This is a genomic window from Streptosporangium sp. NBC_01755 (genome assembly GCF_035917995.1).
Taxonomy (GTDB): domain Bacteria; phylum Actinomycetota; class Actinomycetes; order Streptosporangiales; family Streptosporangiaceae; genus Streptosporangium.
Genome location: NZ_CP109131.1, coordinates 4,868,753 through 4,886,975, shown reverse-complemented (window position 1 = coordinate 4,886,975; position 18,223 = coordinate 4,868,753). Strand labels below are relative to the sequence as shown.

The window sequence follows — 18,223 nt, the reverse complement described above, 5'->3', positions numbered from 1 at the left end:
CGCCCCGCTGCGAGAGGCCGGAGGCGGCCCGCGGCGAAGGCGGTTCAGCCCAGGGGGAAGGCCGGCGAGGACGGGCCGTTCTCCGTGAAGTCCGTCGAACCGGTCTCGTTCTTGACCAGCGGTTCCCACTTGGTGGAGTTCCAGTACAGGACCTGCCGGTTGTCCTGGTCGTCCTTGGCTCCGGCCAGCAGGATGCCGTCCAGCGCGGTGATGCTCTCTATCCCTATCCGCGAGTCGAAGGCCAGGGGCTTCGGCTCGGCGGTGACCGACGCCTCCAGCAGCTCCGACTTACCGGTGAGCGCGTAGAGGGTCTTGCCGTCCTTCCAGGCGATGTCCTCGATCGTCCGCTTGTTCTCACTGTCCACCACGACCTGAAGGTTGGTGATGCGCGTGTTCTCCCGCTCACCGATGACGGTGCCGACGTGGACCTGCTCGCCCAGCCCGTCCTTGACGACCACCGCGACGTGCACGCCGTCCCGCGCGACCTTCAGCGACTTGACGTAGACCGTCTCCAGGTCGGGGGCCGACACCCGGTAGCGGTGCTTGTTGTCGCCGTCGTGCCGGGTCACGATCGAGGCGTGGTCGTTGGGCCGGTCGACGGTCCAGAGCGTGTGGTGGCGGTCCCAGGACGGCGGGATGAGGGATTCGCCGGTGGTCCACACCCGCCACTCGCCGCCCGCGGCGAGCGGCGCGACGGAGACGCTCCTGCCGTCCCGGGAGAGCGCCGCCACCTGCTGCACCGACTGGCCGCTGATCGCCGGGCGGGTGAGCCCGCTCTCCTTCTGGCCGGCCCTGCCCGGCACGGGTCGCCCGACGTTCTCCTTGTCCAGCAGCCAGAGCGCGCCGTCGGCGAGATAGAACGAGGCGGCGGTGTCGGGGCTCGTCCACGGGTCGAAGTTCGACTGCTCCTGGGCGTCGATCTGCAGAGGCGTGTCGGCGTAGTACGACTCGCCGTTCACCTTGACCTCGAAGCCCCAGCCGCCCTGGGTGAGCGCGGTGAGCGTCGCGGCCAGCTGGGCCGACATCGGGTCGATCAGGCCGGGGTCCACCCGCTCGGTGAGGTCGACGACGACCCGGTTGTTCTCGGTGGTGACGTCGATGAGCTCGGTGCCGGCGAAGGCGGAGCGCACCGCGCCCTTGAGGGAGCTGCTCGGCCCCCGAAGCAGCCGCTCCACGGTCGTCTTGGCGAAGTTGGCGCCCGGGTCGATCGGTACCCGCACCTGATCGACCACCAGCCCCTTCCACTGGGAGTCGAGAAAGTAGAGATCCACGGGGAGGTAGCCGCGGGCGACGTCGGCCTCGGAGAGCAGGAGACCGTCGGGGGCCGCGCTGATGCGCCACTCCCCGCCCGCGTCCTTGGCGAGCGTGAAGGGCTGATTCAGGAGACCGCCGCTCGGACGGTAGCGACCGTCCTGATCGATGACGGCGGTTTTGGTGCCCTTGAGCGTGACCTGGGCATGCTTGTCCTCATCCCGCAGCGGCGCGAACCTCTCGTAGTCGCCCTGCCGGTAGACCGTGACACCGCTGTGCGGGTTCCACTTGTCCGCGAAGTCGTCGGTGAGGTATTCGCGGGCGACCCGGAAGTCGGGGTCGTCGGGGCTCGCCATCGCGGCGCGGAAGCCGGTGACGACCTCCTGGGGCGACCACGCGGCCTTCGGCGGCATGGCGATGACCCGCGCGTATGGGTTGTCCAGCGGGTTGCCCTTGCGCTCGTTGTCGACCGCGACGACGGACTTGCCCCCGGTGGGGATGACCGAGCAGGCGGTCACCCCGAAGACCAGGGCGACGGCCAGGGCGACGGCCAGGGTCGCCGTCCCCGCCTTCCGCATGCTCTCAGCCGGCATCGCGTCCCCCGTCGGCCACCGCCGGCGACAGCACCGGCGTCATGTGTCCCCGCCACGTGCGGCGCATCTCCACCTCCGGCGGGACCAGCGGCAGCGGCGAGCCCCGAAGCACCGCCCCCGCCACCCTGGGCAGCGAGAGCCGGAACTGCGCCCCCTCCCCGTGCGAGCCCCAGGCCTGCAGCCAGCCGCCGTGCAGGATGGCGTCCTCCCTGGAGATGGCCAGCCCAAGGCCCGTACCGCCGATTGTGCGCGCCCGAGACGGGTCGGCCCGCCAGAACCGGTCGAAGACCAGGTTCTCCTCGCCGGGTTTCAACCCCACCCCGTGGTCGCGTACCGCCACCGCCACCGCGTCCCTGTCGGCGGCGACCGAGACGACGATGTCCCGGCCCTCGCCGTGCTCTATCGCGTTGAACAGCAGGTTGCGCAGGATGCGCTCGACCCTGCGGCTGTCCATCTCCGCCATGCAGGGCTCACCGGGCAGGCGCAGGTCGAAGCGGGTGGCGTGGCGCTCGGCCAGCGCCTCGGAGTCGGCGACGGCGCGGAGCACCACGTCCCTGACGTCCACGGGGTCGACGTCGAGGTCGGCCGCGCCCGCGTCGTAGCGGCTGATCTCCAGGAGATCGGCGAGCATCGCCTCGAACCGGTTGAGCTGGTTCTGCATCAGCTCGGCCGAGCGCGCGGCCATCGGGTCGAAGTCCTCACGGGCGTCGTAGAGCAGGTCGGCGGCCATCCGCACGGTGGTCAGCGGGGTGCGCAGCTCGTGCGAGACGTCCGAGACGAACTGCCGCTGTACCTGGGAGAGCTCCTCCAGCTGGTGGATCTTCAGTGCCAGGTTGGCGGCCATCTCGTTGAAGGAGGTGGCCAGGCGGGCCAGGTCGTCCTCGCCGCGGACCTTCAGACGCTCGTCCAGGCGCCCGGCGGCCAGCCGCTCGGCGGCCTGCCTGGCCAGCCGCACCGGCGTGACGACCTGGCGGGTGACCAGGGAGGAGATCGCGGCCAGCAGCAGCACCAGGCCGGCGCCGACAAGGATGAGCATCTGCTGGACGTAGGCGAGCGTCTGCTCCTCCTTGTCCAGCGGGACGAGGTGGTAGATCTCGTACGACGAGTCGAGCCTGGTCCCCCAGGTGTCCAGGCGGGTGCCGATGATCATCCCGGGCACCGGATCGGGCTGCCCCTTGTAGTACAGCGGGGTGTACCAGGTGCTGTCCTTGCCCGCCTCCTTCTTGAACAGCTCGTCGCGCTGCCTGGGCGGGATGCTGACGGGGTCGATGTTCGTGGTGCCGTAGAACTCCCCCGGTAGCCCCTCGTTACGGATGATCACCGAGTAGCGGCTGGCGGACCCGGCCCGCCGCGCGAGCGCCTCGGTGGCCTGGCTGAGCGGGCCGCTCCCCCCCGGCTGGAGCACCTGGCCCGGCTCGACGGGCTGCTTGGCGGCCTCGGCCGGCTGGTTGAGGTAGCCGAGCACCGCGTTCCTGTCGGCCTGGGCCTCGCTCTTCGCCGCGCTCTCCCTGGTCTCCAGGGTGGCCCTGACGATCTGCTGCATGAGGAAGACGCCGAGCACGACGACGACCACGATGGAGATGACCATCGTGCTGGTGACCACGCGCAGCTGGAGCGAGCGCCAGAAGACACGGCGCACCCGCCCGGCCGCCCGCCGGGTACGACGCCGGACACCCCGCAGCAGCTGGCGCGGGGTGCGGCGGCGTTTCTTCGGTGCGGGAGGCATCTCGGGATCCGGGGGGAGTCTCGACTAGGCCGGGCCGGCCTTGTAACCGACTCCCCGGACCGTCACGACGATCTCGGGATGCTCGGGGTCCTTCTCGATCTTCGCTCGCAGCCGCTGGACGTGCACGTTGACCAGGCGGGTGTCGGCCGCGTGACGGTAGCCCCAGACCTGCTCCAGCAGAACCTCGCGGGTGAAGACCTGGCGCGGCTTGCGGGCGAGGGCGACCAGCAGGTCGAACTCCAGCGGGGTGAGGTTTATCGTCTCGTCCTCCCGCTTGACCGAGTGCCCGGCGACGTCGATGGTGATGTCGCCGATCTGCAGGATCTCCGGCGTCGGCTCGTCGGTGCGGCGCAGCCTGGCTCGCACCCTGGCGACGAGTTCCTTGGGCTTGAAGGGCTTGACGATGTAGTCGTCGGCCCCGGACTCCAGCCCGAGCACCACGTCGATGGTGTCGCTCTTGGCCGTCAGCATGACGATCGGCACCCCGGACTCGGCCCGGATCCGGCGGCAGACGTCGATCCCGTCGGCGCCGGGCAGCATCAGGTCGAGCAGGACAAGATCCGGCCGAGTATCACGGAACGCGTCAAGCGCCTTGTCACCATCGGAGACGAAGGAAGGTTCGAAACCCTCCCCGCGCAGCACGATACCGAGCATCTCAGCGAGAGCGGCGTCGTCGTCGACGACCAGCACGCGTCCTTTCATGGCCCCTCATTCGGTTTACGCAGTTCGGGAGTTATTGGGATAAACCGCTCGGTCGTCGAAGATTACCCTTGTCCGTCAAGTAGATGACACCAGCTGACCACCAGGCATCCAAACGACGAACTTCAGGCGCACACAACGTGAAACGCACAGTAGTGCCCCCCGTACGGCCGCCACCGGCCCCGGCGACTGCGAACGCCGGGCGGCGATGACCACGGTCCCAGTCTGCGGTAAACGACGGCGTCTCGGCCATCCCTCCGGCATCTCCACCGCTCTGCGGGAGACGAAACATCCGCGTGATCGCCCGATCACCACAAACAGTGTGGCCACATGCCAGGATTGGGATATGTCAGAAGGTCACGGCTCCGCTCCCGGTACGCCTCCGGGCTGGGCGTCCAACCAACCTCCGCCGTACGGCGATGCCCCGGGGTCACCGTGGACCGCACCCGGCTCGGTGCCCGACTCCCAGGCGGGCCCACCGCCGCCTTCCGGGCCGTTCCCCGGCCGGCCCCAGGATCGGCCTCAGGATCGGCCCCACGGCCAGGCACCGCACGATCGAGGCCCCTACGGCCAGGCACCTTACGGCCCGCCGCCTTACGGCGTGCGCCAGGAGCCCCCCGCGATGCGCCCCGGGATCATCCCGCTGCGCCCGCTCGGCCTGGGCGACATCCTCGACGGCGCGATCAAGCTGATGCGCTCCAACCCCAAGAGCGTCCTGGGCCTGTCCGCGATCGCCGCGGCGCTGAGCGCGATCCCCGTGGCGATCGGGCAGGCGCTCATGCTGAGCTCCACCGCCTCGTTCCTGGAGAACCCCACCGAGACGGCGAACCTCCCGGAGGCGAGCTTCCTCTCCCAGTACGGCGGCACCCTGCTCTCCTACGCGCTGCAGCTCGTGGCGGTGACGCTGCTGACCGGCGTGCTGACGCGCATCCTGGGCCGCGCCGTGTTCGGCGGCAAGATGACGGCGGGCGAGGCCTGGACGCTGACCAGGAGCCGGGTACCCACGCTGTTCGGGCTGGTGATCGTCAGCACGGTGGCCCTGCTCGCCCCGATGCTCCTGATCGTCGGGCTGTTCGCCACGCTTGACGCGGCCGGTGCCGGACCCGCCATGGTGGTGATCGCGGGCGTGTCTGCGCTGCCGGCCTTCGTGGCGTACGCCCTGTTCATCACCACCCGGCTGGCGCTCGCCCCCGCGGCCGCGGTACTGGAGCGGCGCGGCGTCGTCGACTCCCTGCGCAGGTCATGGAACCTGGTCTCCGGCGGCTTCTGGCGGACGCTCGGCATCCTGCTGCTCACCCAGATCATCGCCGCCCTGGTCGGCACGCTGCTCTCCCTCCCGTTCACCCTCGGCGGGAGCCTCCTCGCCTTCCTGGGCGGGGGCTCCACCGGTGCGCAGATCGCCACGGCGGTCATCATCGCCGTGGGCGTCACCGTCGGCTCGATGATCACCTATCCCTTCCAGGCGGCGGTCAACGGCCTGCTCTACGCCGACCGGCGGATGCGCACCGAGGCGTTCGACCTGGTGCTCCAGACCGCGGCGATCGAGCAGCGGCGGCAGGGCTGGGTCCACGCCTCGGCCGACGACCTGTGGGACCCCGCCGTCACGCCCACCGGCCCCGCGCGGCACGGGTTCCCCGATCAGGGAGCTCCGTGGTCCCAGTCCTGACGCCCCCACTCCCGACGTCCCCGTTCCCGACGTCCCCGATCGACATCGGGCGTGAGGAGGCGCGGCGCCAGGCGATCCAGGAGCTGCTCAGACCCGAGTACGCCAAGGAGTCCCTGGTCGACCGCCTCTGGCGGGGAGTGAACCAGTTCCTCGGCGACCTGCTCGACCAGGAGTCCGCGGGCGTCGTCGGCAGCCTGGCGGCGCGAGCCGTCCTCATCGTGATCGTGATCGGGATCATCGTCGCGGTGTTCCTGGTCGCCCGCAGGACCGCCAGGGGCGCCACCGCGCGCACGGAGGGGCTCTTCGGCGACCGTCGCCTCACCGCCACCGAGCACCGCGAGGCCGCCGAGCGGCTGGCCGCGGAGGCACGGTGGTCCGAGGCGGTCCGCGAGCGGCTCCGGGCCGTCGCCCGCGACCTGGAGGACCGCGTGATCATCGACTTCACCCCCGGCCGCACCGCCGGGGAGCTGGCCACGGAGGCCGGGCGCGCGCTGCCCGCGCTCGCCGCCGAACTGGCCGCGGCGGCCCGGGTGTTCGACGACGTGACCTACGGCGAGGTCCCCGGCACGCCCCAGGCGTACGAGATGATGTGCGCTCTCGACGAGCACCTGCGCACCACCCGCCCGGCGCCGGTCGTACGGATGGAGGCGCCATGAGCCTGGCCGCGCCCGAGCGTGCCGGGTCGACCTCCACCTCGCCGACCGCCCGCGGCCTCTGGCTCGGCGGCAGGGGCGTTTTCCTGGTGGCGCTCCTCGTGGTCGCCGTCGCCGTCACCGGCGTGCTGCTCGGCGGCTCCGGCCAGGAGGGGAGGCCCCTCGATCCCGCCGACACCTCGCTGTCGGGCGGCAAGGGCCTGGCCCGGCTGCTACAGACGCGGGACGTGCGGGTCGCCCGGGTCACCTCGGTCGCCGAGGCCGAGTCCCAGGCCAGGCAGGCCGGTTCCGCGGGCAGCACCCTGCTGGTGAGCGACACCTCCCCGCTCGACGAGGCGGAGGCGGAGCGGCTCGCCGCGACACCGTCGGACCTGCTGCTGGTGGGCGTACGGTCACATCTGGAGCGGCTCGCGCCGGGGGTGAGCCCGGCGCGGGAGGTGCGGGCGCGCTCCCGCGAGCCCCGATGCGCGCTGCCGGCCGCGACGAGAGCAGGCAGCGCCCACATCGGCGGCATGGCCTTCACCCCGCCCGCCGGGGCGACCGGCTGCTACCCCGCCGACGGACGGCCCACCCTGGTCTCCCAGACCACTGGGGACCGGCAGGTCACCGTCATGGGCGACGGGCAGTTCATGACCAACCTGAGGCTCGCCGAGGACGGCAACGCCGCGCTGGCGATGAACCTCGCCGGCGGGCGGCCCACCCTGATCTGGCTGACGGCCCCCGAGACCGCCCCTCGGGCGGACGGCACGGCCGGTTTCTACGATCTGATCCCCGAAGGGGTCAGGTGGGCCGTGGTGCAGGTGCTCGTCGCGGTGCTGCTGCTGGCGCTCTGGCGGGGCCGCAGGCTCGGCCCCGTGGTGGCCGAGCGGCTGCCCGTCGTCGTCAGGGCGGCCGAGACCGTCGAGGGACGTGCCAGGCTCTACCGTGCGAGGCGTGCCCGCGACCGGGCCGCCGCGGCCCTGCGCACGAGCTTCATCGACCGGGTGACCCCCCGGCTCGGGCTGCCCTCACGAGCGGGAGCCGACGCGCTGGTGAACGCGATCGCCGAGCGGACCGGCCAGGCGGCGCCACATGTGGGCGCCGCCCTGTACGGGCCCCCGCCGGTCGACGAGGCGGGGCTGGTAGCCCTGGCCGAATACATGGACATCGTGGAAAGGCAGGTCGGAAAGTCGTGACCACACCACCGGGGAACGGCGATCTCGCCGAGGCGACCTCCGTCGTCAGGACCGCGCCCGGCGCACCCGCCGCGCAGAGCGCGGACGGCGCCAGGGAGGCGCTGGGAGCCCTGCGCGCCGAGGTCTCCAAGGCGGTCGTCGGCCAGGACGCCGTGGTCACCGGGCTGGTGATCGCACTGCTCTGCCGGGGCCACGTGCTACTCGAAGGCGTGCCTGGCGTCGCCAAGACCCTGCTGGTGCGGACCCTGGCGGCGGCGCTCTCCCTCGATTTCAAGCGGGTGCAGTTCACCCCCGACCTCATGCCGGGCGACATCACCGGTTCGCTGATCTACGACGCGAGGACATCGGAGTTCGAGTTCCGTGAGGGGCCGGTCTTCACCAACCTCCTGCTCGCCGACGAGATCAACCGCACACCCCCGAAGACTCAGGCCGCGCTGCTGGAGGCGATGGAGGAGCGCCAGGTCAGCGTGGAGGGGGCGGCGCGCGGGCTGCCGGACCCGTTCATCGTGGCCGCCACCCAGAACCCCGTCGAGTACGAGGGCACCTACCAGCTGCCCGAGGCGCAGCTAGACCGGTTCCTGCTCAAGCTGACCGTCCCGCTGCCGCCCCGCGACCAGGAGATCGCGGTGCTGGAGCGGCACGCGCTCGGCTTCGACCCGCGCGACCTGTCGCACGTCAGGGCCGTGGCCACCGTCGCCGACCTCGCCGCGGGACGCGCGGCCGTCAGCCAGGTGCACGTGGGTCCCGAGGTGCTCGGCTACATCGTGGACATCGCCAGGGCCACCCGTCAGTCACCCTCGCTCCAGCTCGGCGTCTCGCCGCGTGGCGCGACCGCGCTGCTGGCCGGAGCACGAGCCTGGGCATGGCTGTCGGGCCGCGCCTACGTGACGCCCGACGACGTCAAGGCACTGGCCAGGCCCGCACTGCGGCACCGGATCCAGCTACGCCCCGAGGCCGAACTGGAGGGCGCGACCGCCGACGGCCTCATCGACGCCATCCTCGCCTCCGTCCCCGTCCCCCGCTGACCCATGGCGTTGACAGGACGGGCCGCGCTGCTGGCCCTGCTGGGCACCCTGGTCGTGCTGTTCGCCCCCCGCCCGGGGCTTGCCGTGGCCGGGGTGGCGCTGCTGATCGCGGTGCTGGCCGTGATCGACCTGCTGCTGGCCGGGAGCGTGCGCCCGCTGCGCCTCACTCGCTCGGGCGAGCGGCTGGTACGGCTCGGCGAGTCGGTCGCGGTCGAGCTGATCGTGGAGAACCCCGGCTCCCGAAGGGTGCGCGGCGTGCTCAGGGACGCCTGGCCTCCGTCCGCCGGGGCCACGCCCCGGCACCTGCCGCTGAACGTGCCCGCCGGCGAGCGCCGCCGCCTGGTCACGACGCTCACCCCCACCCGCAGGGGGGACCGCGAGGCGGTCACGGTGACGGTGCGGGCGCTGGGACCGCTGGGCATCGCGGCCCGCCAGGGCTCGCACCGGGTGCCCTGGTCGGTCCGGGTGCTACCGCCCTTCCTCAGCCGCAAGCACCTGCCCGCCAAGCTGTCCAGACTCAGGGAGCTGGAGGGCCGGCACCCGTCGATGGTCAGGGGACAGGGCACCGAGTTCGACTCGCTGCGGGAGTACGTGGTCGGCGACGACGTCCGCTCGATCGACTGGCGGGCCACCGCGCGCCGCAACGACGTCGTGGTCCGCACCTGGCGGCCGGAGCGCGACCGGCGGGTGCTGATCGTGCTCGACACCGGCCGCACCTCGGCCGGGCGGGTGGGCACCGCCCCGATCCCGCTGGCCGGCGAGGTACCAAGGGGCGGCCGGGGCGAAATGCCGAAGATCGTGCCCGGCTGGCCCCGCCTCGACTGGTCGATGGACGCGGCACTGCTCCTGGCCGCGCTGGCCTCCCGCGCGGGCGACCGGGTCGACCTCCTGGCCCACGACCGCGCGGTGCGCGCCTGGGTGTCCGGCACCGGCCGTACGGAACTGCTGTCCTCGCTGGTCAACACCATGGCTCCGATCGAGGCCGAACTGGTCGAGGCCGACTCGGCCGGGATGGTCGCGGCGGTCATGTCACGAGCCAGGCGGCGCTGCCTGGTCGTCGTGCTGACCGACCTCAACCCGGCGGCGCTGGAGGAGGGCCTGCTGCCGGTGCTGCCCCGGCTCTCCGCGCGGCATCTGGTGCTCCTGGCCGCCGTCTCCGACCCTCAGGTGGCCGAGATGGCCGCCGGGCGCGGCACCTCCGAGCTGGTCTACGCCGCGGCCGCGGCCGAGCAGCTGAGCGCGGGGCGGCGGCGGATCACCGCCCTGCTGCGCCGCCAGGGCGTGGAGGTGGTGGACGCCGCCCCCGAGCAACTCGCCCCCGCCCTGGCCGACGCCTACCTGGCGCTGAAGGCGTCCGGGCGGCTCTGACGGTCGTCCGATCGGTCTGACAGTCGTCCGGGCGGCTCCGACCGTCGTCCGATCGGCTCCGACCGTCGTCCGATCGGCTCCGACCGTCGTCCGATCGGTCTGACAGTCGTCCGGGCGCTCAGCCGACGCTCGGGGCGAGGTCGGGGGCGCGCTCCACGTCGCCGGTCTCGCCCGCGGCCACGGCCCGGCGGCCAAAGAAGATCACGTAGGCCAGGAAGGCGACCTCCGCGACCACCCCGATGCCGATCCGCGCCCAGGTGGGCAGCCCCGAGGGGGTGACCAGCCCCTCGATCAGCCCGGAGATCAGCAGCACCACGACCAGGCCGAGGGCCACGCTCATCACGGCCCTGCCCTGCTCGGCCAGGACCTCGACGCGCCTGCGCGGGCCGGGGTCGACGACCGTCCAGCCGAGGCGCATGCCGACGGCGGCGGCGAGGAACACCGCGGTCAGTTCCAGCAGGCCGTGCGGGGTGATCAGGCCGAAGAAGATGTCGAGCTTGCCGCGCGAGGCCATCAACCCCGCGGAGACGGCCACGTTGACCGCGTTCTCCCACAGGACGTACGGGATCGGCAGGCCGAGCAGGATGGACATGATGATGACCTGCATCGAGACCCAGGCGTTGTTCACCCAGACCTGGCCGGCGAAGGAGGTCGCCGGGTTCTCCGAGTAGTAGTCGGCGAAGTCGTGGTCGACGAGCTGGGTGATCTGTTCCGGGGTGGCGATCGCCGCCTGGACGCCGGGGTTTTCCGCCACCCAGACGGCGACGACCGTGGAGACCAGCAGGAACGCGGCGGTGGTGGCCATCCACCACCAGCGGGCCCGGTAGGCGACCACCGGGAAGGAGACCGTGAAGAAGCGGATGAACTCCCGCCAGGCCGGGGTGTGCGCCCCGGTCACCGCCGAGCGGGCGCGGGCGACGAGTGCCGACAGGCGGCCCACCAGGATCGGGTCCGCCGAGGCCGAGCGGACCAGGGACAGGTGCGTGGCCACCCGCTGGTAGAGGTCGACGAGCTCGTCGACCTCGGCGCCGTCCAGCGAGCCGCGCCGCCGGACCAGATCCTCAAGGCGGTCCCAGACGGGCCGGTGCGCGGTGACGAAGGCGTCGATGTCCACGCGGGCAGCCTATCCGTTGACCTCTTCCCGCAGCGCGAGACCATTTCGGATCCGTACCGCCCCGGGGGACGATGTCCGAGCCGTTCGAAAATCCAGGTCGAAGGTAAGGTCTGAGTGTGTCCGATGTCGTAACCGGCGAGGCCGTGGTCGTCGAGGTCCGCGTCGCCCAGCTCCCGAGCAGGGCCGCGGCGCTGCTGATCGACATGACCGTCCAGGTCCTGACGCTGCTGGGCGTCTCCCTGCTGGTCGGCAGCCTGGCCCTGCTGAGCGACCCGGCGCTGACGACGATGGTCTACATCGTGCTCACCGTGCTCGTGATCGTGGGATACCCGGTGGCGTTCGAGACGCTCACGCGCGGGCGCAGTCTGGGCAAGCTCGCCCTCGGACTCCGGGTCGTCAGCGACGACGGCGGTCCCGAACGGTTCCGGCAGGCCCTGTTCCGCGGGCTGGCCGGGGTCCTGGAGCTCTGGATGCTCAGCGGCGCCCCCGCGCTGATCAGCTCGCTGATCTCGGAGAAGGGCAAGCGGCTCGGCGACGTCTTCTCCGGCACCATCGTGATCTCCGAGCGCGCTCCGCGGCAGTACGGGCCACCGCTGGACATGCCGCCGCAGCTCGCCCCCTGGGCGGCGACGCTGGAGCTGTCACGGCTACCCGAGCAGGTCGCGGCCACCGCGAGGCAGTACCTCATGCGCTGGCACGACCTGGCCCCCGCCGTGCAGCACGGTATGGGAGTGCGCATCGCCACCGAGATGTCGGCCTTCGTCTCCCCGCCCGCCCCACCCGGCGTGCCGCCGTTCGCCTACCTGACCGCAGTCCTGGCCGAGCGCCGGCGCCGCGAGCAGGCTCGTCTGGCGCAGCAGATCGGCACGGGGTGGGCCGCCCAGCAGTGGCCCGGCCATGCCTCGCCCCAGTCCCACCCGCCCGTGCCACCACCCCAGCCGGGCCCGGGCACCCAGCCCTACCCGCCCGTGCCACCACCCCAGCCGGGCCCGGGCACCCAGCCCTACCCGCCTCCCGGAGGCGGAGGCCGGCCGTACGCACCTCCCGGGTCCGCTCCCGAGCCCTACGTTCAGCCCGCCTACCGGCCCGCACAGCCGCAGATCCCGCTCCCGCCCCCGGCCGGGTCGCCATACCCGGCACCCCCGCCGCCCGCAGCCCGGCACGCCGAGCAGGCGCCCGGCCCCACACCGGGTGGTTTCGTCCCTCCCGCCTGACCTTCCCGCCCGGCACGCGGTGCCACGGGTGCCCGGCAGCCGAGGAGGGATGGCGGGAGACCCGCCATCCCTCCTGTCACGAGACCCGCGAACTCGCCACCGGTCTCTCACCGTCGACCGGCCTCAGGGCGCGGTCAGTGCCCTCCCCGGTAGGAGGCCTGGGTCTGCACGTTCAGCCGGTCCAGGTGAACGTTCCTGGCCGGGTCGGTACGGCGGTCGTCGATCTTGATGACCTCCAGGCCCCGGTAGAAGTCGCTGGCGTAGACATAGCCGTTGTAGTAGTACGCCGACCAGATGCCGCCGCCTCCGCCGCTCGGCTCGGGGCCGCGCTCGAAGAAGCCGAACTCCTGCGGGCGGGCCGAGTCGGTGAAGTCCACGAAGGAGACGCCGCCCTGGTACCAGGCCTGGACCAGGATGTCCTTGCCCTTGACCGGGATCAGCGAGCCGTTGTGCGCGACACAGTTCTCCGTGTCGGCCTGGTAGCGGCCGATCTTGAAGTAGCTCCTGAAGACCAGCTTGCCGCGGACGATGTCATAGATGGCGTCGGCGCCGCGGTTCGGGCCGACCGCCTCGTTGCAGGTGGCCGCGCCACCGCCGCCGAGCTCGTCGGTGAAGATGACCTTGGTGCCCTTGTTGTTGAACGTCGCCGAGTGCCAGAACGCGAAGTTCGGGTCGGTGGTCCGCGCGGTGACCACCGGGTTCTCCCGGTCGGAGATGTCGAACAGGACGCCGTCCCCCATGCAGGCTCCGGCCGCGATGTCCTTCTCCGCGTAGACGGTGATGTCGTGGCAGCCACTGGTCGGGCGCAGCAGGCCGGGCTGCGTCTCGTTGCCGCCGTCGGGGAAGACGACCGGCGTGCTGACCACGGCCGCGTCGGTCGGCTTGCGCAGCGGCACCTTGATGATCGAGATCTTGTCGTGCGGCGGCCGGCAGTCCGGGAACGACTCGCTCGGGGCGTAGGAGGAGACGTAGAGATAGACGTTCTTCTTGTCCCTGCCCCTGCCGGGAACCAGCGTCAGGGTGTGCGAGCCACAGGCGGTTTCCACCGCCTTGATGTACTTGGGGTTCTTCTTGTCACTGACGTCGAAGATCCGAACCCCTTCCCACGACTCCTTGATGTCGGCGCCCTGACCGACGCTGTTGCACGAGTCGTCGCTGCGGGAGTTGTCGACCGCGCTGAACAACAGGTCGCCGTAGACGGAGACGTCCATCTGGGAACCGGGGCACAGCACGCCGCTGACCAGCTTGGCCCGCTTCGGGTTCCTGATGTCGTAGATCGAGAAACCACCGTAGTTGCCGACGTAGGCGTAGTCGCCTTGGAAGGCGATGTCGCTGTTGACGGTGGCCTCAAGGCCGGGGAGCTTGGGCAGGGTGGCCACATGCGTCACGTTTGGGCTGGTGACGACCTCACCGGGCGGGGGAATGTCGGCGGCCTGCGCGGAGATCGTGGTCATCAGCATCGCGGCGGCCGTCGCCGCCATGACCAATGCCCTGACGGTCCTTCGTGGAGTGAACACTCGGGTGCCTCCTTGGAACGGACATAAGGCATGCATAAATTAGCAAACCATCCGCACTGACACCCAGGCCAACAAAGCATGACTTTGTCACAATAAAATGTGATTCAAACCCTTTACTGAGGACCCAGAAAAGTTTACGGTCTACCTCCTTCTTTCGATTCGCCCCGGCACTCCACCCCGTCACGGGTGATGGTCACCGGGCGCCCGTCGGGCGCCCGGTGACCATCACATCAAAGGTCAGTGATCGCGGCCGTTGTCGCGGTCATCGTCATCGTCATCGTCGTCGCGGTCGTCGTCGTGGTCGTCGTGGTCGTGGCCGCGGCCACCCTCGTGGTAGGAGGCCTGGGTCTGTGCGTTCAGGTCGCCGAACTTGACCTTGTCGGCCTTGCCCGTGCGCCGGTCATTGATCTTCAGAACGTCAAGACCAAGGTTGAAGTCGCTGCCGTAGATGTGGCCGTCGTAGTAGTACGCCGACCAGAAGCCACCGCTGAGCCTGTGGGCGCTGTCGGGGCCACGCTCGAAGAAGGCGATCTCCTTGGCGTTGGCCGAGTCGGTGAAGTCCACGACCGAGATGCCACCCTGGTACCAGGCCTGGACCATGAGGTCCTTGCCCTTGACCGGGATCAGCGAGCCGTTGTGCGCGACACAGTTCTCGGTGTCGTCCTGGTGGCGGGAAATCTTGAAGTAACCCTTGAAGGCGAACTGGCCGTCCTCGATGTCGTAGTAGGCGTTGGCGCCGCGGTTCGGGCCGATCGCCTCGTTGCAGGTGGCCGCACTGCCGCCGCCGAGCTCGTCGGTGAAGATGACCTTGGTGCCCTCGTTGTTGAAGGTCGCCGAGTGCCAGAACGCGAAGTTCTCGTCGTCACGGACCGTGGCGGTGACCTTCGGGTCGACCGGGTTGGAGATGTCCATCAGGACGCCCTCGCCCATGCAGGCGCCGGCCGCGACGTTCTTCTCCGGGTAGGCGGTGATGTCGTGGCAGCCGCTCGTCGCCGAGGTGCGGTAGGGGTACGGCTGGCTCTCGCCGGGGTTACCACCGTCCGGGAACAGGACCGGCGTGGCGACGACCGCGGCGGACGCCGGGTTCTTCACCGGTACCTTGATGATCGAGATCTTGTCGTGCGGCGGCTGGCAGTCCGGGAACGACGCGCTCGGGCTGTAGGAGGAGACGTAGACGTAGACGTTCTTCTTGTCCCTGCCCTTGCCCGGAACCAGCGTCAGGGTGTGCGAGCCACAGTTGGTCTCGACCGCCTTGACGTACTTGGGGTTCTTCTTGTCGCTGACGTCGAAGATCCGGACGCCCTCCCACGAGTCCTTGTTCGCGGCACTCTGGCCGACGCTGCTGCAGGAGTCGTTGTTGCGGGAGGAGTCGACCGCGGCGAAGAGCAGGTTGCCGTAGACCGACAGGTCCATCTGGCCGCCGGGGCAGACGACCGAGCTGACCACCAAGGTCTTGCTCGGCTTCTTGATGTCGTAGATCGAGAAGCCGCTGTAGTTACCGACGAAGGCGTAGTTGCCCTGGAACGCCATGTCGGTGTTGATGTCCGTCAGGGGGGCGGGCTTGGGCACGTTGAGGACGTGCTCGATGTTCGCGCTCTTGGCGATCTCGCCCGGCGCCGGAATGTCGGCGGCCTGCGCGGGTACCGCGGCCAGCACCGTGGCGACGGCGACTCCGGCCACGAACAGGAAACGGCCGGTCAGGCCCTTCCCAGAGGGGGTGAACACTCGCTGAACCTCCTAGCTACCTGCACCAATAAAGGGTGCATAAATGCCTAAATCGTTCATCCTGTGTGGTCGGTCAGGCAAGCCATCACTGTGTCAGCAACTGTTTTCGATATGCCGCCTTTACGGACCGCCCCGACAGGGGTTACGGTCTTGCGGCACTGGACATACAGACCGAAATACCCTGCAATTTCGGTGCGGGGCCCCTCTAGTCGTATCAGCCCGACCCATTAAGGTTGGGGTGTTCCGCGACAGCCACGTTGGACATGGCATTCAAAAACGAGGTAGGACGTGCCGTGTCCAGGCGAGGAGGCTTCGGGCGTGCCCGACCTGTGAACCGGCAGGTCGGGGGCTTAAAAACCCCAGGCTCTCAAGCCGTTGAAGGACGTCAATGGACATTCACCAAGGAGGCCGGGTGCGCGTCGCGCTCATCGCCGTGATCGCCGCGCTGTCTCTCAGCGCGTGCACCTCGGAGCCGGAACCGGCCGCGGCCCCCCAGGCCGGCGCCCAGTCCCAGGCCTCGGCCTCGGCGCCGGTGATCGCCCCGGGCAGGCCGGGTGAGGTCGCCAGGACCGTCGACCCGAGCGAGGCCGCCACGCTCGTGCCCCTGCCCACCGCCAACGCGGCCGACGTGAAGTACGTCCAGGACATGATCGTTCATCACCGTCAGGCTCTCGACATGTCCTCCCTGGCCCCGACCCGGTCCGAGCACACCAAGCTGAAGGGCCTGGCCTCCCGGATCAAGGACGCGCAGGGGCCGGAGATCCAGTACATGACCTCTTGGCTCCAGCAGCAGGGGCAGCGGGTTCCCGAACACCACGCCGGGCACGGCGACATGCCCGGCATGGCCACGCCGGAGCAGATGGAGGCGCTCAAGGCCGCCTCGGGCAAGGATTTCGACCGGCTCTTCCTCCAGCTCATGACCGCGCACCACCAGGGCGCCATCACGATGTCCGAGCAGGTCCTGACCTCCGGCTCACACGTGCGGATCGAGGAGCTGGCCAACGACGTCTCGGTCACCCAGAGCGCCGAGATCCGCAGGATGCGGGAGATGCAGGCCGGGCGCTGAACCGCTTCCCTTCGGGAACGACTCCGCCGGCTCGGGAACGACTCCGCCGGCCGATGCGGGGCACCCAGGTCGCGAGGAGGGCGACAGAGTCATGCACGAGGAGACTCCTCCCCTGTGCGGCCTGCTCGCCCGTTCAGGTCGACGCGTGGATCGCGGGCGTGACTACGAGCCGAGCCGCCACGAATGGAGATACTCCTCCTGCTCGGGGGTGAGCTCGTCCACCTCGATCCCGGCCGCGGCCAGCTTGAGCCGCGCCACCTCCACGTCGACCTCCCCCGGCACGTCGTAGACCCCCGGCTCCAGCCGCGCCCGCTCGCGGGCCAGCCACGCCACCGAGAGCGCCTGCGCGGAGAAGGACATGTCCATGACCGCGGCGGGATGCCCCTCCGCGGCCGTCAGGTTCACCAGACGGCCCTCGGCGAGCAGCAGGATCCTGCGACCGTCCGCGAGAACGTACTCATCGGTGTTGGGACGTACCCCCCGGTGGACCGCCTGTGCCAGGTCGTCCAGGGCACGGACGTCGATCTCGACGTCGAAGTGTCCGGCGTTGGCCAGGATCGCGCCGTCCTTCATCTCCACCAGGTGCTCGCCCCTGATCACGTCGCGGTTGCCCGTGACCGTGACGAACACGTCTCCGGCGCGGGCGGCCGCCGCCATCGACCGCACGTCGTAGCCCTGCAGCAGGGCGTCCAACGCCTTGACGGGGTCGATCTCGGTCACCACCACCCGCGCGCCCAGGCCCCTGGCCCGTTCGGCGACGCCCCGGCCGCAGTAGCCGAAGCCGGCGACCACCACGGTCTTACCCGCGAGCAGGGTGTTCGTGGCGCGCATGATGCCGTCCATGGTCGACTGGCCGGTGCCGTACCGGTTGTCGAACATCCGCTTCGTCCGCGTGTCGTTGACCGCCACCACGGGGAACCTCAGGGCCTTCTCCGCGGCCATCTGGCGGAGCCGGATGATGCCGGTGGTGGTCTCCTCGCACCCCCCGGACACCGTCTCCAGCAGTTCGGTCCGCTCGGTGTGCAGGATGTTGACCAGGTCGCAGCCGTCGTCCAGGACGATGTCGGGGACGATGTCGAGCGCCTGGTGGATGTGGCGGTAGTAGACGTCCCTGGTAACCCCCGCCCGCGCGTGCACGACGACGCCGTAGTCACGGAGCGCCTCGGCGACGTCGTCCTGGGTGGACAGGGGGTTCGACGCGGCCAGGGCGATCTCGGCCCCGCCCGCCCTGAGCGTGCCCATGAGCACGGCGGTCTCGGCGGTGACGTGCAGGCACGCGGCGATCCGCAACCCTTCCAGCGGCCGCTCGGCGGCGAACCGCTCGCCGAGGGCGGTGAGCACCGGCATCGCCCGCGCCGCCCACCCGATCCTCCGCTCACCCGCGGCCACCAGAGCGCCGTCCACGTCCCTCCCCACATTGCCCGCCAGATC

General features: G+C 70.5%; 14 protein-coding genes. 7 read left to right on the top strand and 7 right to left on the bottom strand.

Translation table 11 applies throughout. The annotated features are described in order from the left end of the window. Positions 1-44: 44 nt before the first annotated feature. The 3 genes from OG884_RS23435 to mtrA are packed head-to-tail and all read right to left on the bottom strand — an operon-like array spanning position 45 to position 4,272. Entirely contained in the window at positions 45-1,844 is a 1,800-nt protein-coding gene (locus OG884_RS23435) for an LpqB family beta-propeller domain-containing protein (RefSeq protein ID WP_326636175.1), read from the bottom strand. Next, positions 1,834-3,570, bottom strand: coding sequence for an MtrAB system histidine kinase MtrB (mtrB, locus tag OG884_RS23430; RefSeq protein ID WP_326636173.1), 1,737 nt, complete (start codon positions 3,568-3,570; stop codon positions 1,834-1,836). Before mtrB ends, OG884_RS23435 begins: the two co-directional genes overlap by 11 nt. A gap of 24 nt (positions 3,571-3,594) precedes the next feature. After that, positions 3,595-4,272, bottom strand: a complete 678-nt coding sequence (gene mtrA, locus OG884_RS23425) for an MtrAB system response regulator MtrA (protein ID WP_326636171.1) — start codon at positions 4,270-4,272, stop codon at positions 3,595-3,597. Between the two features lie 619 nt (positions 4,273-4,891). On the opposite strand from mtrA, the gene OG884_RS23420 reads away from it, so the two are divergent. The 5 genes from OG884_RS23420 (at position 4,892) to OG884_RS23400 (ending at position 10,156) form a co-directional block, all read left to right on the top strand. Continuing rightward, a complete protein-coding gene (locus OG884_RS23420) occupies positions 4,892-5,935 on the top strand; it encodes a glycerophosphoryl diester phosphodiesterase membrane domain-containing protein (RefSeq protein ID WP_326636169.1) in 1,044 nt (347 codons plus the stop codon). Next, the gene (locus OG884_RS23415) at positions 5,920-6,591 is read left to right on the top strand and encodes a DUF4129 domain-containing protein (protein ID WP_326636167.1); all 672 of its coding nucleotides are present in this window, start codon (positions 5,920-5,922) and stop codon (positions 6,589-6,591) included. Before OG884_RS23420 ends, OG884_RS23415 begins: the two co-directional genes overlap by 16 nt. Continuing rightward, positions 6,588-7,763: a DUF4350 domain-containing protein gene (locus OG884_RS23410; RefSeq protein WP_326636165.1), complete on the top strand. Its 1,176-nt coding sequence runs from the start codon at positions 6,588-6,590 to the stop codon at positions 7,761-7,763. Before OG884_RS23415 ends, OG884_RS23410 begins: the two co-directional genes overlap by 4 nt. A 101-nt stretch (positions 7,764-7,864) precedes the next feature. Continuing rightward, on the top strand, positions 7,865-8,788 hold the full coding sequence (locus OG884_RS23405) for an AAA family ATPase (RefSeq protein ID WP_326646976.1): 924 nt from the start codon (positions 7,865-7,867) through the stop codon (positions 8,786-8,788). Between the two features lie 3 nt (positions 8,789-8,791). Then, entirely contained in the window at positions 8,792-10,156 is a 1,365-nt protein-coding gene (locus OG884_RS23400; RefSeq protein ID WP_326636163.1) for a DUF58 domain-containing protein, read from the top strand. Between the two features lie 118 nt (positions 10,157-10,274). On the opposite strand, the gene OG884_RS23395 is transcribed toward OG884_RS23400, so the two are convergent. Continuing rightward, the gene (locus tag OG884_RS23395) at positions 10,275-11,270 is read right to left on the bottom strand and encodes a stage II sporulation protein M (RefSeq protein ID WP_326636161.1); all 996 of its coding nucleotides are present in this window, start codon (positions 11,268-11,270) and stop codon (positions 10,275-10,277) included. 116 nt (positions 11,271-11,386) lie between these two features. Here OG884_RS23395 and OG884_RS23390 point away from each other — a divergent pair, with 116 nt between their 5' ends. Further along, entirely contained in the window at positions 11,387-12,484 is a 1,098-nt protein-coding gene (locus tag OG884_RS23390) for an RDD family protein (RefSeq protein ID WP_326636159.1), read from the top strand. Between the two features lie 134 nt (positions 12,485-12,618). Here the strand turns inward: OG884_RS23390 and OG884_RS23385 are convergent, their stop codons facing one another. After that, complete coding sequence (locus tag OG884_RS23385) at positions 12,619-14,001, bottom strand: LVIVD repeat-containing protein (protein ID WP_326636157.1); 1,383 nt, start codon at positions 13,999-14,001, stop codon at positions 12,619-12,621. 237 nt (positions 14,002-14,238) lie between these two features. Further along, complete coding sequence (locus OG884_RS23380) at positions 14,239-15,726, bottom strand: LVIVD repeat-containing protein (protein WP_326636155.1); 1,488 nt, start codon at positions 15,724-15,726, stop codon at positions 14,239-14,241. A gap of 412 nt (positions 15,727-16,138) precedes the next feature. Here OG884_RS23380 and OG884_RS23375 point away from each other — a divergent pair, with 412 nt between their 5' ends. Continuing rightward, entirely contained in the window at positions 16,139-16,792 is a 654-nt protein-coding gene (locus OG884_RS23375; protein WP_326636153.1) for a DUF305 domain-containing protein, read from the top strand. A gap of 162 nt (positions 16,793-16,954) precedes the next feature. Here the strand turns inward: OG884_RS23375 and OG884_RS23370 are convergent, their stop codons facing one another. Further along, on the bottom strand, positions 16,955-18,196 hold the full coding sequence (locus tag OG884_RS23370; protein ID WP_326636151.1) for an adenosylhomocysteinase: 1,242 nt from the start codon (positions 18,194-18,196) through the stop codon (positions 16,955-16,957). Positions 18,197-18,223: the final 27 nt, after the last annotated feature.